18 protein-coding genes are annotated in these 13,954 nt (G+C 38.0%); 12 read left to right on the top strand and 6 right to left on the bottom strand.

Annotation, left to right across the window (positions count from 1 at the left end; translation table 11 throughout):
• The first annotated feature begins 9 nt into the window (after positions 1-9).
• From GMB86_RS10325 to GMB86_RS10300, 8 genes are all read left to right on the top strand, one after another.
• A complete protein-coding gene (locus tag GMB86_RS10325; RefSeq protein WP_155219440.1) occupies positions 10-657 on the top strand; it encodes a bifunctional 4-hydroxy-2-oxoglutarate aldolase/2-dehydro-3-deoxy-phosphogluconate aldolase in 648 nt (215 codons plus the stop codon).
• Between the two features lie 177 nt (positions 658-834).
• Complete coding sequence (locus GMB86_RS10320; RefSeq protein WP_155219437.1) at positions 835-1,830, top strand: LacI family DNA-binding transcriptional regulator; 996 nt, start codon at positions 835-837, stop codon at positions 1,828-1,830.
• A gap of 357 nt (positions 1,831-2,187) precedes the next feature.
• A complete protein-coding gene (locus GMB86_RS16020; protein ID WP_268987312.1) occupies positions 2,188-2,313 on the top strand; it encodes a hypothetical protein in 126 nt (41 codons plus the stop codon).
• Positions 2,314-2,596: 283 nt separating this feature from the next.
• A complete protein-coding gene (locus tag GMB86_RS10315) occupies positions 2,597-3,391 on the top strand; it encodes a transporter substrate-binding domain-containing protein (RefSeq protein ID WP_329602870.1) in 795 nt (264 codons plus the stop codon).
• Positions 3,392-3,400: 9 nt separating this feature from the next.
• Positions 3,401-4,081: an amino acid ABC transporter permease gene (locus GMB86_RS10310; protein ID WP_155219434.1), complete on the top strand. Its 681-nt coding sequence runs from the start codon at positions 3,401-3,403 to the stop codon at positions 4,079-4,081.
• Positions 4,082-4,099: 18 nt separating this feature from the next.
• Positions 4,100-4,834 carry an amino acid ABC transporter ATP-binding protein gene (locus GMB86_RS10305; RefSeq protein ID WP_155219431.1) on the top strand — a complete coding sequence of 245 codons (735 nt, stop codon included), beginning with the start codon at positions 4,100-4,102 and terminating at the stop codon, positions 4,832-4,834.
• A 201-nt stretch (positions 4,835-5,035) separates the two neighbouring features.
• Entirely contained in the window at positions 5,036-5,203 is a 168-nt protein-coding gene (locus tag GMB86_RS15540) for a hypothetical protein (RefSeq protein ID WP_196220189.1), read from the top strand.
• Between the two features lie 34 nt (positions 5,204-5,237).
• Positions 5,238-6,866 carry a multicopper oxidase family protein gene (locus GMB86_RS10300; RefSeq protein ID WP_329602873.1) on the top strand — a complete coding sequence of 543 codons (1,629 nt, stop codon included), beginning with the start codon at positions 5,238-5,240 and terminating at the stop codon, positions 6,864-6,866.
• Positions 6,867-6,994: 128 nt separating this feature from the next.
• Here the strand turns inward: GMB86_RS10300 and GMB86_RS10295 are convergent, their stop codons facing one another.
• Positions 6,995-7,357, bottom strand: a complete 363-nt coding sequence (locus GMB86_RS10295; RefSeq protein ID WP_155219424.1) for a DUF5362 family protein — start codon at positions 7,355-7,357, stop codon at positions 6,995-6,997.
• 215 nt (positions 7,358-7,572) lie between these two features.
• On the opposite strand from GMB86_RS10295, the gene GMB86_RS10290 reads away from it, so the two are divergent.
• Genes GMB86_RS10290 through GMB86_RS10275 form a run of 4 tightly spaced genes read left to right on the top strand, consistent with a single transcriptional unit; the run spans position 7,573 to position 8,606 of the window.
• Complete coding sequence (locus GMB86_RS10290) at positions 7,573-7,788, top strand: hypothetical protein (RefSeq protein WP_155219421.1); 216 nt, start codon at positions 7,573-7,575, stop codon at positions 7,786-7,788.
• A gap of 13 nt (positions 7,789-7,801) precedes the next feature.
• A complete protein-coding gene (locus GMB86_RS10285; protein WP_155219418.1) occupies positions 7,802-8,074 on the top strand; it encodes a spore coat protein in 273 nt (90 codons plus the stop codon).
• Between the two features lie 27 nt (positions 8,075-8,101).
• Positions 8,102-8,290, top strand: coding sequence for a hypothetical protein (locus GMB86_RS10280; RefSeq protein WP_155219415.1), 189 nt, complete (start codon positions 8,102-8,104; stop codon positions 8,288-8,290).
• Between the two features lie 13 nt (positions 8,291-8,303).
• Positions 8,304-8,606, top strand: a complete 303-nt coding sequence (locus GMB86_RS10275; RefSeq protein ID WP_155219412.1) for a spore coat protein — start codon at positions 8,304-8,306, stop codon at positions 8,604-8,606.
• A 157-nt stretch (positions 8,607-8,763) separates the two neighbouring features.
• Here GMB86_RS10275 and putP read toward each other — a convergent pair whose 3' ends face one another.
• The 5 genes from putP to GMB86_RS16015 all read right to left on the bottom strand — a co-directional run bounded on the left by putP (position 8,764) and on the right by GMB86_RS16015 (position 13,711).
• Positions 8,764-10,239 (bottom strand): sodium/proline symporter PutP, encoded by a 1,476-nt coding sequence (putP, locus tag GMB86_RS10270; RefSeq protein ID WP_329602869.1) that lies wholly within the window; start codon positions 10,237-10,239, stop codon positions 8,764-8,766.
• 354 nt (positions 10,240-10,593) lie between these two features.
• Entirely contained in the window at positions 10,594-11,820 is a 1,227-nt protein-coding gene (locus GMB86_RS10265) for a mannitol-1-phosphate 5-dehydrogenase (protein WP_155219406.1), read from the bottom strand.
• An 88-nt stretch (positions 11,821-11,908) separates the two neighbouring features.
• Positions 11,909-12,577 (bottom strand): HAD family hydrolase, encoded by a 669-nt coding sequence (locus GMB86_RS10260; protein ID WP_155219404.1) that lies wholly within the window; start codon positions 12,575-12,577, stop codon positions 11,909-11,911.
• 548 nt (positions 12,578-13,125) lie between these two features.
• Positions 13,126-13,326, bottom strand: a complete 201-nt coding sequence (locus GMB86_RS10255) for a hypothetical protein (protein ID WP_155219401.1) — start codon at positions 13,324-13,326, stop codon at positions 13,126-13,128.
• Positions 13,327-13,579: 253 nt separating this feature from the next.
• Positions 13,580-13,711 (bottom strand): hypothetical protein, encoded by a 132-nt coding sequence (locus GMB86_RS16015; protein ID WP_268987311.1) that lies wholly within the window; start codon positions 13,709-13,711, stop codon positions 13,580-13,582.
• Between the last annotated feature and the right edge of the window lie 243 nt (positions 13,712-13,954).

The following is a 13,954-nucleotide window of genomic DNA, read 5'->3' as shown; positions in this document are numbered from 1 at the left end:
GACATCAGTATGAATATAGATATGCTTAAAAATAAGAAGATTGTCGCTATTATTAGAGGAGCAACACCTGAAAATATTATCCCAATCGCCAGTGCTTTGAGAGAAGGTGGCATTTCTCTTATTGAAATAACCATGGAAGCGCCAAGAGCCTTGCAAGCGTTGGAGGCGCTCAGTGCTTATGATGATCCTACCATTATTGCGGGTGCAGGAACTGTTTTGGATACAGAAACAGCTAAGGCTTCGATTTTGTCGGGTGCTAAATTTATTTTTTCACCAACGGTTCATTCTAAAACTATTCAGCTCACGAAAAGTTATGGCGTCATGAGTATACCGGGGGCTTATACGCCAACGGAAATTCAAATGGCCTATGAAAATGGGGCAGATGCCATCAAGGTCTTCCCGGCAAGTACTTTAGGAACTGGATTTTTCAAACAGGTGGCTGGACCTCTCCCGCAAATTCCTTTAATGGCAACAGGAGGTATTGATGAATCCAATCTTGCGGATTATTTAGCTGCTGGAGCGATTGCAGTTGGCATCGGAAGTTCGTTAGTCAATACAAAACAGCCTATAACCGAATCCTATCTAACTGAGCTGACGAACAAAGCCAAACGTTATATGAGCAAAGTAAACACGGAAAATCCAACAACAAAATCATAAGCATACTAACCTAGGTTGGAGGCTACCTTTTTAAGAAGACCGAATTCTCATTAAAACGAATTTTTTAATGAAGATCATTCTTAAATACGGTAGCCTCTCTTTGTCATGGACAATTTTTCTTAGACATTTTGATGAAATTTGCTTTATACTAAAGAAAATGTGAAAGAGGATAACGCTATGATGAAGGTAACCATGGCAGATGTCGCAAAGTATGCAGGCGTCTCGAAAAGTACTGTTTCCCAATATATTAATCACCGATATGAATACATGGGCGAAGGAACAAGAAGAAAAATTAAAGAAGCCATCGAGAAGCTTGGCTATCAACCGAACTATATTGCTAAAAGTTTAAAACAAAAAAGAACCTTTATCATCGGTATTATTGTGGCTAATATTGTTCACCGCTTTTCAACAGAAGTCAGCCGATCTATCGAAGACTTTTGCTATGAAAATGAAATGCAGGCCATCATATGCAACGCCGATAATAATGGAAAAAAAGAAAAAAAATATATCGACATGCTCCGCGCCAAGCAAATCGATGGGCTCATCATTTTTCCGACGGGACAAAACGAAGATCTATACAAAAAAATGGTCGAGGAAGGCTATCCCGTCGTCTTTATGGATCGTGATATTCCACATTTAAAAGCGCCTTTCGTATTGGCCAACAATAAGCAGGCCACTTATGAAGCGATCTCCTATTTTATTCAAAAGGGACATCAGCGTATGGCGATTGTGACACAACCTTTAACCATTTCATCAAGGAAAGAAAGGCTCGAAGGCTATAAACAAGCCCTCACTGAGCATCACATAGAGCTCCGGGCAGATTATATGATTAGTGCGGAAATTGCGGCATTGCACGAGAAGCTCGATCAATTGTTTCATTTGGAAGAACCACCGACAGCGATCCTTGCAGGAAACGATCTTGTTTTCTTAGAGATCTTCTCCTTTTTGCAAGAGAAGCAGCTGAAAGTTCCAGAAGATGTATCATTGATTGTCTTTGATAATATTCCCTTTGCCCATTTATCCAATCCACCAATGACGATTATTGCTCAGCCGGCATTCGAAATGGGAGCAAAAGCAGCGGACTTGTTATTAAAGCAGATCAATAAAGAATCGATATCTTGTGAAAGAATATACTTTCCATGTGAGCTGTTTTTAGGGTGTCAGGCACCGTAAAAAGACATTTTCCATTTTTTGTTTTTCTTACGTGGACACATCGCAAAAAGTACCATAGTAGAATGTATATATCTCTCGTGGGGGATTATAAGTGATAAGTGTCCCGGTGTCCGAAATTTGTCGAACGTGTTTCAGTGCCCACAACCAAATTGAGACAAAAAATAGAACATCCAACGAAAGCACAGAATCACTCTCTAAAAGAAAGGGGGATGATCCTGTGCTTTTATTTTGTAACTTTCACAATAACACCTCTTTTATTAATGCAAAAAATCCGAACAAAGTTTTACATAAATCTGTCGGGTTAAGTTAAAAATATTTTTGTAATGGGTAGTTATCAAAAAGGAGTGAGAGTTACATATGAGTAAAGGGTCAAAATCAAAACGCAATATAATAAGAGGGAAAGACGCTGTACAACCAAGTAACGGAGAAGAAAGAATTACGATCTCAAAAGTAAGTCCTGAATTAAAACAAAGAAAAGATTAATTAACAACAATTCTTTGAAGGGACTTTCTTGATTTTTGTTTCTTGGCTTTTGGATTTTGGGGGATTCTATATGTGAAGTAACCCCCCAGAACCATTCAACAAAGTTCTTGTTTGGTGTAGACCTGAAAAAAGGTACCTAATATCAATTGTTAAATTAACAAGTCGTAATCTAACCACTAATTTTAACATTCCAAATACAACTCATTTGGTTGACATCACGATATTTATAGAGTAAATTAAACCCTACCAAATAGATAAGAATACGTTTCTTGGAGGTTTTATTGTGAAGAAGTTAGCAATAGCAATGATATCAATAATGCTTATAGTAGTATTATCTGCATGTGGTCAATCATCTTCAAATGGATCAAATAAAGATCTGTTTGATCAAATAAAAAATAAAGGGACGATGGTAGTAGCAACAGAAGGGACTTATGCACCTTACTCCTATCACGATCCTAAAACAAATAAGCTCATCGGATATGATGTTGATGTCACACGAGCCGTTGCGAAAAAATTGGGTGTCAAAGTTCAATTCAAAGAGACAGCATGGGATTCCCAGTTCGCCGGACTAAATAGTAAACGATTTGACACGATGGCCAATGAAGTAGGGATCAATCCAGACCGTGAGAAAAAATATGATTTTTCAACACCATACGGTACAAGCAAGTCCGTCATTGTCACTCGTGCCAACAACACGAAAATTAAATCTCTTGATGATTTAAAAGGGGTTAAAGTAGCTCAAGGATTAACGAGTAATTATGGTGAAATGACGAGAAAAGCGGGCGCACAAATTGTGGGACAGGACGATTTTTCAAAAGCGATAAAATTAGTTCAACAAAAACGAGTCGAAGCCACGGTTAATGATCAAGGCGCTGTTCTGGATTATCTAAAAACAACCAAGAGTAAAGATCTTAAAGTTGCTGCAGTTATAGATGCCAATGCGGCAAAAATAGCCTATCCCGTTCGAAAAGGATCTGGCTTAGATAAACACCTTAGCCAAGCGTTGAAAGAATTAAAAGAAGATGGCACTTTAGCTAAAATTTCCAAAAAATATTTTAACAAAGATATCTCTGAATAACCTATCTCGATGTTTTTCGGGAATATCACCATTGATTGGAACTTAGCTGCAAAATCCTTCACACCGATATTAATGGGTGGTTTGAAATACACCATTCCACTCGCCATTGCTTCTTTTATTATTGGTCTTGTGATTGCTTTTACTATGGCGATGTGCCGTCTATCGTCAATTAAGTTACTTCAATGGATAGCGAGAATCTATATTTCAATTATTAGAGGAACACCGTTACTTGTTCAGTTATCAATTGTCTACTTTGGATTGCCTGAGTTAGGGATTAATATCTCACCAGTTAATGGAGCCATCATTGCCTTGTCACTAAATGTTGGTGGCTATGCTGCAGAAGTCATTCGGGCATCTATTTTATCGGTACCAAAGGGGCAATGGGAAGCCGGATACACGATCGGCATGGGGTATTTTCAAACATTAAGACGCGTGATCATCCCGCAAGCGATGCGTGTATCGATTCCGCCACTCTCTAATACGTTTATCAGCTTAGTCAAAGATACATCACTTGCATCCACGATTACAGTGACCGAGTTATTTAGACGGGCACAGGAAATTACCGCTACGAGTTATAACTTTTTATTATTATACAGTGAGGCAGCCTTTATTTATTGGATTTTTTGCTTCATCTTATCGATTATTCAAAATATCATTGAGGAACGGTTGGACCGTTATGTTGCTAAATAGAGAAAGAGGGTCTTTAGAATGTTATCAGTCCAAGATTTGCATAAATCCTTTGGAGACCACCATGTTCTTAAAGGGGTTGATTTTTCATTAGACAAAGGGAAAGTGCTTGTGATCATTGGACCTTCTGGATCAGGCAAAACAACGGTGCTTCGCAGCTTAAATCTATTAGAAATGCCAGATAAGGGATCGCTTAAAATTGGAGATGCGAATGTTTTATTTGGTAAAAGGTTATCAAAAAAAGCCGTGAAACAAATTCGTCAAAAATCAGCCATGGTTTTTCAAGGCTATAACTTATTTCCGCATCGGACCGTTTTAGAAAATGTGATTGAAGGTCCCGTTCAAGTTCAAAAAATAGATAAACAAGAAGCGATACAAAAAGCCAAGGAATTATTAGAAAAAGTCGGACTTAGGGAACATATCGATAAATATCCCCATCAATTATCAGGTGGGCAACAACAGCGAGTCGGAATTGCGAGAGCGCTTGCGATCGAGCCGGACCTACTTCTGTTTGATGAACCGACTTCAGCACTTGACCCAGAACTCGTTGGTGAGGTATTAAAAGTCATCAAAGCCTTAGCCAACGAAGGATGGACCATGATCATCGTGACACATGAATTGAAATTTGCTGAAGAAGTCGCTGATGAGGTTCTATTTATGGATCAAGGTACGGTTATCGAGAAGGGTCAACCTTCGGGGTTGTTTCATCAACCTGAGCATGAGCGGACGAAACAGTTTTTAAGCCGGATACGGTAGGAGGTGCCTGTGCCACCGGGCCGGGGTGCCTGTCACCACCCGCGCATCGGTGCCAGGCACCGAAAAAAGACATATAGACAGAAAAGTCCACCTTGAGTGGACTTTTTCCATTCCACAGGCGTGTCTGTCACCGTCAGAATAATTGAAACCGAAAAAAGAGCACCATACCTCAATTTGTGAGGATGGTGTTTTTTCTTTGGGGTGCAACCACCACTCGAAATACGGACTTCTTATGAACGATTACCAGCCTGCCATGTATTACTCGGAAAATTTTTAAAAAGCCAAGTTTCAGCCCTTGAATATCCACATATAATGGGCTTAATAATGGGTATTCACAAGATTGCAAAGGGGCTAGAAAATATTGGATAATAATATTGATGCTAGCAATAAAACGGCCGAAAAAATTCCTTTAGTTAAAGTCAATCCTGCTGATCCAGCTTCCATTCCAAAATTTGTTGATGAAATTAAAAAACCTCCTGTTGCTAAGCCGAGGAGGCAATATGATCCTTATGAAAACAGAAGTGGACGTTTAGGAAAGTTTATCACTACATCTCCTCTTAATGATGATGGTTCACAGGATCAATCTCCATATTATGAAATTTATATGAGAGAAGTAAAACACCGATTTCATAAACAGTTTCCACTCACACCTGTTTGGGGATATAACGGCAGGGTTCCTGGGCCAACTATTGAAGCGAAAAAAGACGAAACAACGCGTGTCAAATGGATAAACGACTTACCTTCTAAACACTTATTTCCTGTCGATCATACGATTCATGGATCAATTGATACACCAGACGTTAGAAGCGTTGTTCACCTTCACGGTGCGAATGTAGATTGGAGAAGTGATGGCCATCCAGAAGCCTGGTATACAAAGGATTACAAGATGACAGGTTCAACATTTAAAAGAAAAATATACGAATATACGAATCACCAACCAGGAGCAACGCTATGGTATCATGATCATGCCATGGGTATTACAAGGTTAAATGTCTATGCAGGACTGGCTGGGTTTTACTTACTTCGTGATGCACTTGAAGAACGACTAAACCTACCAAGCGGGAAGTATGAGATCCCTTTAATGCTGCAGGATAAATCATTTAACGAGGATGGGTCGCTTTTTTATCCCGATAAGCCGCCGTTTCCCGTACCGGTCTCGCCTTCCATTGTGCCAGCCTTCTTTGGTAACACCATTGTCGTAAATGGGAAAGTATGGCCAAAGTTAAGGGTAGAACCTAGAAAGTATCGATTCCGTGTGCTAAATGCTTCAAATAGAAGAGATTATGTGTTAGGCCTTTCTAATGATCAAGCCTTCACACAAATTGGAACAGATGGCGGGCTTGTTACGACACCTATTCGATTAACTTCAATTGAATTACAGCCATCAGAAAGGGCAGATATCATTATTGATTTTTCGACGTTGGAAGGTGAAACAATAACGCTTACAAACTCAGGAACAAATACAAATGAACATACAAGCGTCGTGTTGCAATTTAGTGTAGACCTTCCGTTATATGGTGAAGATACAAGTGAAATTCCAGAAGAATTATATCCACCGGAAATGATGGATGAACATATGGCGCATACAATAAGAGATTTAACTTTGAGTGCAAGTACAGATAGCTATGGTAGACCGATGTTAATGCTAAATAACCATATGTGGGGTGATCCAGCTACTGAAAAACCAGCTTTTGATAGCATTGAAGTATGGAATTTGATTAATTTAACAGGTGGGCCGCACCCGATTCATATTCACTTGGTTCAATTTAAAATTCTAGAACGCAGGCCATTCAATGTAGAGCTTTATGAAAGCGAAGGCACGATTGAATTTACAGGGCCACCAGAAGAACCGTATGATTATGAAAAAGGCTGGAAGGATACTGTAAAAGCTGAGAACGGAAAAATTACGAAAATCATCATGCATTTTAAAGATCATGTCGGTAACTATGTCTGGCATTGTCATTTTCTTGAACATGAAGATCACGATATGATGAGACCTATAAGAATAATCAATGATTCCCATCTTAAATAAGGTGTCAGGCACCGAAAAAAGACACAAAGGCAGAAATGTACACACTGAGTGGACATTGCCATTCTCACAGAATAAATGTAACCAAAAAAAGAGCACCATGCCTCAATTTGTGAGGTTGGTGCTCTTTTTTAAGTAAAATGGAATTCGCTAAAAAAGTAATTTCCTAATACAAGGCTTAAGATAATCATAAGCGCAACGAAAGCCAAAACAATTATCGTAAAAATACCTTGAATTAATAAATATTTGGAATAATTGTTTAAGAGGCGATGCAATGATTCGTCACTAGTTTCGTTATCTTCTATTGCATACTTGGCTTCTGTCCCTGTTTTAAACAGGTAAACCCCTAAGATGATTTGAATAATTCCTGGTATGGCACCAATAATTAGGGCAAACAATCCGCCTAAAGCTGCAAAAGAACCGAAAACAATCGTCACAATGCCTGTAAAACGTCCCCAGAATGAAATCCTCTGTAATGATTTTAAATGATTCAATAAAACGCCTCCTCGCTACGTATTGACTCCATATCTTATTCTACATGTTGTTAAAATATACGAATTTTTGGGGGTCAGGCACCGCAAAAAGACATCCCCCCCTTTTTGTTTTTCCTATGTGGACACCGTTCATACATGTCACAAACTCCACTCGAAAATGAATAACTAGGAACGATTACATAGATAATATCTAATATTCAATGGAGGTGTATATCGTGGAAAGTAATAAATTTGGGGTACATGAAATTACGGATATGCGTGAATTAGTAAACTTTAAAGGTGCTTGTCTTTCTCAAGCAAAATCTAGATTAGAAAAAGTTGAGAACCCGGAGCTTAAGCTATTAGTTCAAGATAGCATTCAAAAAGGAAAACAATCGCTTAATCAAATGAAAGAATTACTTATTACGGCATCAACGCAATTAAAACAATGAGGGGGATATTCATATGAGTTCAAAACAATTAAGCCACTCTGATCATGTTATCGCGACGGATATGCTTTATGAATCAAAAGCAGCAATTAAAGATTTTGCCTCTGCAATTACTGAATCAACATCGGCTGAAATAAGATCCTTTCTCAAACAAGAAATAAGAAATGCCATTCTTCAGCATGAGTTAATTTATGGTTTCTTGCAAGATAAAGGCATCTATGATGCTTACAATGTACCGCAGCAGCTGCAAAGGGATATAGACTATGCGACTAGAGCCTTAAGTGACTGATAATAATAAAAAAGCGAGGTGAGAAGAATGAGGGAACATTTAGGATTACACGAATCGTTAGAGTTACATGAATTACTGACATTAAAAAGTTTATCCTTAACCAAGTCAACGATTATACAGGCATTTGTCACCGATCCGGAATTAAAAACGATTATGCAGCAATATACATCGAGGGCTAATCGACATATTGAAACTCTAAAAAACCAAATACAATAGGGAGACTGAAGATATGAATCAACTTATTGAAAAATTAACAGGAATGGCGCCATTAACAGATCAAATCATTGCGACAGATATTTTGGTGAGGGCAAAGGCTGAAATCAAAAACTATGCTTTGGCCATTACTGAAACAGCGACACAGGAGATTAGAAATCTGCTAACACAACAATTAGATGAAGCAATAGATTTCCACGAACAAATATCAAACTACATGATTAGTAAGAACTTCTACAATCCTTACGATACAAATAAACAACTACAAATGGATTTGAAGAATGCAGAGGCGGTATTAAAATTGACGCAGGGTAAATAAGGTGTCAGGCACCGCAAAAAGACATTTGGCCATTTTTGTTTTTATCGGGTAGACACTAAGTAATAAGCCCCACGTTAGAATGTGGTTTGCGCACATTTCCCGTGGGGCTAGATTTGGATGCCTGTGACTACCCAATATTTATCGAACTATATCTCCTTTAAGCACCTTTTCTCAATTCTTCTTTCATTTGATCATAATGATTCTCTATTTCACTTGATGGCTTTTGGGTTAATAAACTTACAACCACAACAGCGATCATACTTAAGAAGAATCCAGGAATCATTTCATAAAGGAACTTTTGTAAAGTTGGAATGTTTGCCCAGATAAGCACAGTCACGGCTCCAACGATCATTCCGGATAATGCGCCATATCTTGTCATGCGTTTCCAGTGTAAACTTAAGAGAATGACCGGACCAAATGCTGAGCCGAATCCTGCCCAAGCATATCCAACAAGACCTAAGATCGTATCGCTCGGATATAATGAAAGGAAAATACCAATCACGGCGACAATTAAAACGGCTAATCTTCCTACAAAAACAAGCTCCTTATCGCTTGCTTTACGACGCAAGAATGTTTTATAAAAGTCTTCTGTTAAAGAACTTGATGTTACAAGTAATTGAGATGAAATTGTACTCATAATCGCTGCTAAAATAGCGGCTAGTAAGAATCCTGTAATATACGGATGGAACAAGATGTCAGAGAAGACGACAAAAATCGTTTCTGGATCTTTTAATGTTTGGCCATGAGAGGCATAGTAAGCGACGCCTACAAGACCCGTGAGCATAGCCCCAATAATCGAAATTCCCATCCAGCCCATGCCAATTCGACGGGCTGTTTTTAATTGCTTTAGATTGCCTATCGCCATAAAGCGGACAATAATATGTGGCTGCCCAAAGTAGCCTAATCCCCATGCGAGTAAAGATATAATTCCTAAAAAGGATGTTCCTTTAAAGAAGTTAAGCAAAGAAGGATCAACGTTTTTAATTTCATCAAAGCTATGTTGAACGCCGCCTACATCTGTAAAGGCAACGATCGGAACGAGTATAAGAGCAACGAACATGATCGCGCCTTGAACAAAGTCCGTCATACTTACGGCTAAAAATCCACCAAATAAAGTATAAGCGACAACAACTCCTGCTGTGATAAATAGACCTACTTTATAATTCGTATGGAATGAACTTTCAAACAATCGTCCACCAGCCACTAAACCTGATGATGTGTAAATGGTAAAGAAGACTAAAATGACGATAGCTGAAACAGAGCGGAGTACTTTCGAATGATCGTGAAAGCGATTTTCGAGAAAATCAGGAATTGTAAGAGAATCGTTCGCCACTTCTGTGTAAGTGCGAAGACGAGGGGCAAGTATTAGGTAGTTCAAATATGCACCTATCATTAACCCTATTGAAAGCCATAAACTTGAGATACCTGTTGCATACATCGCACCTGGCAAGCCCATCAACATCCAACCACTCATATCGGATGCGCCTGCGGACAATGCCGTAACAGCTGGACCTAGTCCACGTCCTCCTAGCATATAGTCATTCAAATCGGATGTTTTTCTGTAAGAATAATAACCAATAAGCAGCATACCGACGAGATATACTCCTAAAGAAATAAATACTTCTATCTGCACCAAATCTCTCCCTTTTTCTTTTTAGCTATTTGTTACGCAAAATAGCTGTGTTTGAGCTCAGTAGTAACTACCATAACAACAAATATAAACTCAGGCAAGGCAATTCTGTGAATTTGAAAAAATGAAAAAGGTGTGTAGCCCCTATGATAAAAACAATGGAAACGATTACAGAAAAAATTTTTTTTGGGGGTGCCTGTCACCACCCGAAATCACCCGAAATAACTCGTATTTTGTCGATTTTCAAGGTAACTACCACTCCGGGATTTAGAAAAAAATAACCCACCTTCTTCCATCATGGAGAGGTGGATTCAGGAAAATAGAGAGTAGGGAACACTTGTTTTTTCTACCCTTAGCTTAAGCTTCTTTCACAAGACGGAATTTTTCATTAAACTCATTATATCTATTTACGATTTTTTGGTGGATGGGATGAGAGTGTGGAATACCTAAATACTTATTGATGACGTGATGAACACCATTTTTTCGTATGGCTTGTTTTAATTGTTTGGCTTCAGGATCTTTGGGGTAATCAAAGAGTAGTCCAGCAGCTATGGCCTTTGTCAGATTGGATGCGTCTAAACCAAGGTCATGTGACAGCAAAGCAGGTTTAACTAGCCGGTCATTCAATGAAAGTTTACGAATCGGAGATCGGCCAACTCGAACGATTTTATCGGTTAAATTAGGGTTTTTGAAACGTTTTAAGATTTTTTTAATGTATATCTTGTGCTTTGGTTCATCAAGGTCATGTTTTTCAATTAACATATTACCCGTTTCTTGCATAACTTTTTCAATTTCCATGGTTAATCTTGGATCCGCCATCACTTCTTGAATGGTGGTGTAGCCGTTGAGATATCCCAAATAAGCCGCACAGCAATGACCAGTATTGACGGTAAATAATTTTCGCTCAATGAACGCTTCAAGTGAATCTACCATTTTAACACCTTGTATTTCAGGTAGACCTCCAAGCATCGCAGAACGGTCAATCACCCACTCGAAATAAGGTTCTACAGTCACTGCAAGTGGGTCTTCATGGTGCTGTAGTGGAACAATTCGATCAACGGCTGCATTCGGAAAGGAGACATAGCGGTCTACTTTTTCATGTAGATCTTCTGGTATATGTTCATAAACGTATTTCTTAAGTTTAGAGCTAGCAGCCAGTGCATTTTCACACGCAATGATATGAAGCGGTTCTATACAATTGTTTTGTAATCTTTGCCTGATACCTAAGGCAATTTTGTCTGCAATATTTGGTAAATTAGAGACACCGACAGCCGTTGTTACCAGGTTGGTATTTGCAATACGCCTAGCAACAGCTGCTTTATTTTTTGTAGAGATGGCTGTAACATTTTGAACTAACTGTTTATCGTTCGTTTGATTGGCGATATAGACGGGGTATTGTTTTCTTTGCTTGAGTAAGGAGATTTTCTTTTTATTTCGGGTGACAAAGCAAACGTCGTAATTGGATTTGGTGAGAAGTAATCCGATAAATCCTCTACCGATATTTCCTGCTCCAAAATGCACGGCGTTCGGCCTGTGGGGTTGTGAATCACGACTTCCACTCAATTCATGGTGTAACGCATTCATAGGCAATCTCTCCTCTTGAATAATATTTCATTTTGCTAAGAAATAAAAAGCGGATGAATAATTGACCAAATTTTAATCTGATAATGAATTACCCTATTTTCTTAATAAAATTCTCCACTAAGTCAGTTAATGTATAGTTCTCTAATGAGTCGATTGTATAATGACCTTTGCTAAATGGTAACTGGCTTGTGATTTTGTTCTTGGCGACAATCGTAGGGATACCAGCTCTAACGGCTGCAAGTGAACCATTTGGCGAATCTTCAATGGCAATCGCTTCATTTGCTTTAACGCCTAAACGGTCTAAAGCCTGGTGATAAAGTTCAGGATCTGGTTTAACATGTTTAACACTGTCAGCTGTACAATAACAGTCAAAGTAGTCTTCAATATTAAGCAGATTGACAAACTTTTTGACCCAGTCCATATGCGAGCTTGTAGCCAGACCAATTTTTAATCCTGATTCTTTAGCTTCGTCTAAAAGATTTAAAATTCCGGGTCTAATGGATTCACTTTCCATCATTTTTGTATGGGTATTTTGAATCGATTGTCTGAATTCGTCTAGATCAATAGGAATATTGTGATGAGTACGTAAATACGTGTATGGATCAAAAGAATGAAGACTCGTACCGAGGCATTCTGAGTATTTCGCTAATGTTAAATCAACTCCGTGTTCCTTATATGCATCCTTAAATGCAACATACCATGCTGTTTCCGTGTCAATAATTGTCCCGTCAAAATCAAAAATAATCGCTTTAATCATATGAGTGACATATCCCCTTTTAAATTTTATTTTTTGATTGAAAAACAACTTTAAAAATTGTGAATTATCAATCACTAATATAACCGTATCATGAATGCTTAAACGTTTCAAGGAAGATGAAAGGGATAAGGACGAAAATGGAGAAAAAGAGTATCGTAGAAAACTGCATTAAATCAACAATGAAAACGCACCCAAAGTATTTTTTAAAAATTTATAAAATAGGCGGATGTGCTGGTGCCTGTCACCACCCGAAATTTGTCGAATTAGTGGTGCGAGGCCAGTCACTAAAATAAGAACATCTATAAATCCTATGTACTAGTGATAATACCGTCAATTCTTGTAGTATCTGATCGTTGAGTGAATAAATTCACTAACTAATATTGGTGGTTTTTATTATGTTAAAAGAAAGCGGGCCCTATAACCTAAAAAATAAGTAACAAATAAGATGAGCCAAAAAACAAGGCTCTATTATTTTTATGAAAAAGTCAGAGAAATAGTTCATTTATTTAATTGACAAGGAGCCAGGTGGCCCCTCAAATTATTTAATTTCAAAGCGGATAATTTTCCCTCCAAGGAGAGTTTTCCATTGTACCATGTAAGGTCCAATAAAGTTGAACAAGTTGCGTCTCATATTCTAAATGTTTTCTGTAAAAATAAATGTGTTTTTCTGGATCGATATGTTCATAATACATGGCTAAGGTTCCATACAAACTTGTTTTCTGAAGAAGTTGGGCTAAACGTGGATCCATAAAATCTCTCCCTTGTATATTTGGTCTAAGCCAATATATGCAAAGTGGGAGGCGGATGACACGAATTCATGAAATAGAGCGGATCAAAAAATCTACTGCCCATACAATTTAAACAAAATAATAGTAAAACCCTCAACCATTATTACGGATGAGGGCTTTTTAATTATTGAGTAATATTTTTAGTCACTTGTCCGATAGCATCTCCAACTGTATCTAAGGGTTGGGTTGCCATCTGACCAACTTGTTTCCCTGCTTACTGAACTGTCTTTCCAAGTTGTTGGAAAGGTTGTTGTCCATTTTGCATATTTTGTAAGCATGCATAAGTTAATGCTCCAGTACCAACAGCACTTAGAATAGGAAGTATATTTTTGGTTAGATTTTGCATGTTGTTTAAACACATTCCTTTTAGGTTGATACGCCTATATTTTACTTAGATTTTTAATAAATATGTTCAACAAAATTAGGAAATAAATAGCCCTCAAAAACGGAGGCTAAAGGGTATGACAATTAGATAAGTTTGGTTGTTGGCAATAATTAATATCTACATATTTTTACTTTTCCTTCCCATACTAGAATGAGTCGTCTTTCTTTTGTAGAAAGGACATGAAGTAAAGTTTAAATTTGAAAG

The sequence above is a fragment of the Terrilactibacillus tamarindi genome, from assembly GCF_009718825.1.
In the GTDB taxonomy this organism is placed as follows: domain Bacteria; phylum Bacillota; class Bacilli; order Bacillales; family Sporolactobacillaceae; genus Terrilactibacillus; species Terrilactibacillus tamarindi.
The sequence above is the reverse complement of the archived record's forward strand: the minus strand, read 5'-3'. Positions and strand labels throughout refer to the sequence as shown.

What these genes read in the sequence shown, in the direction of transcription:
- GMB86_RS10310 (WP_155219434.1), top strand. Translation starts at nt 3,401, where the DNA reads ATGTTTTTCGGGAATATCACCATTGATTGGAACTTAGCTGCAAAATCC.
- GMB86_RS10275 (WP_155219412.1), top strand. Translation starts at nt 8,304, where the DNA reads ATGAATCAACTTATTGAAAAATTAACAGGAATGGCGCCATTAACAGAT.
- GMB86_RS10285 (WP_155219418.1), top strand. Translation starts at nt 7,802, where the DNA reads ATGAGTTCAAAACAATTAAGCCACTCTGATCATGTTATCGCGACGGAT.
- GMB86_RS10325 (WP_155219440.1), top strand. Translation starts at nt 10, where the DNA reads ATGAATATAGATATGCTTAAAAATAAGAAGATTGTCGCTATTATTAGA.
- GMB86_RS16015 (WP_268987311.1), bottom strand. Translation starts at nt 13,711, where the DNA reads ATGCAAAATCTAACCAAAAATATACTTCCTATTCTAAGTGCTGTTGGT.
- GMB86_RS10265 (WP_155219406.1), bottom strand. Translation starts at nt 11,820, where the DNA reads ATGAATGCGTTACACCATGAATTGAGTGGAAGTCGTGATTCACAACCC.
- GMB86_RS10260 (WP_155219404.1), bottom strand. Translation starts at nt 12,577, where the DNA reads ATGATTAAAGCGATTATTTTTGATTTTGACGGGACAATTATTGACACG.
- GMB86_RS16020 (WP_268987312.1), top strand. Translation starts at nt 2,188, where the DNA reads ATGAGTAAAGGGTCAAAATCAAAACGCAATATAATAAGAGGGAAAGAC.
- GMB86_RS10320 (WP_155219437.1), top strand. Translation starts at nt 835, where the DNA reads ATGATGAAGGTAACCATGGCAGATGTCGCAAAGTATGCAGGCGTCTCG.
- GMB86_RS10280 (WP_155219415.1), top strand. Translation starts at nt 8,102, where the DNA reads ATGAGGGAACATTTAGGATTACACGAATCGTTAGAGTTACATGAATTA.
- GMB86_RS10305 (WP_155219431.1), top strand. Translation starts at nt 4,100, where the DNA reads ATGTTATCAGTCCAAGATTTGCATAAATCCTTTGGAGACCACCATGTT.
- GMB86_RS10255 (WP_155219401.1), bottom strand. Translation starts at nt 13,326, where the DNA reads ATGGATCCACGTTTAGCCCAACTTCTTCAGAAAACAAGTTTGTATGGA.